Genomic DNA, 228 nt, shown 5'->3' with positions numbered 1-228 from the left:
AAAAACGGGGAAGAAAACAAAGAGGAGGGGGACATCAAGACGCAAAAAGAAAAAAGCGAAGGAAAGAGAAGAAAGGGGAAGGGGGGAAAAGATCAGCTGAAAAAAAAAAAGAGGAAAAAGGGGGGAAAAAAGGGGGGAAGAAAGGGAAAGAAAAAAAAAGGAAAAAGGGGGGGGAAAAAAAAAAAAGGGGAAGGGGGAAAAAAAATAAAAAAAATTATTTTTTCCCCC

At 39.0% G+C, this 228-nt stretch carries 1 protein-coding gene; it reads left to right on the top strand.

Features of this window, described 5'->3' with window-relative positions:
* A partial coding sequence (locus FG152_RS27215) for a hypothetical protein (RefSeq protein ID WP_498989495.1) occupies window positions 1-228 on the top strand: 228 nt, incomplete at both ends.

Origin of the sequence: Ochrobactrum sp. XJ1 (assembly GCF_024701725.1) — a bacterium.
In the GTDB taxonomy this organism is placed as follows: domain Bacteria; phylum Pseudomonadota; class Alphaproteobacteria; order Rhizobiales; family Rhizobiaceae; genus Brucella; species Brucella anthropi.
This window is presented reverse-complemented; position numbering and strand designations above follow the sequence as displayed.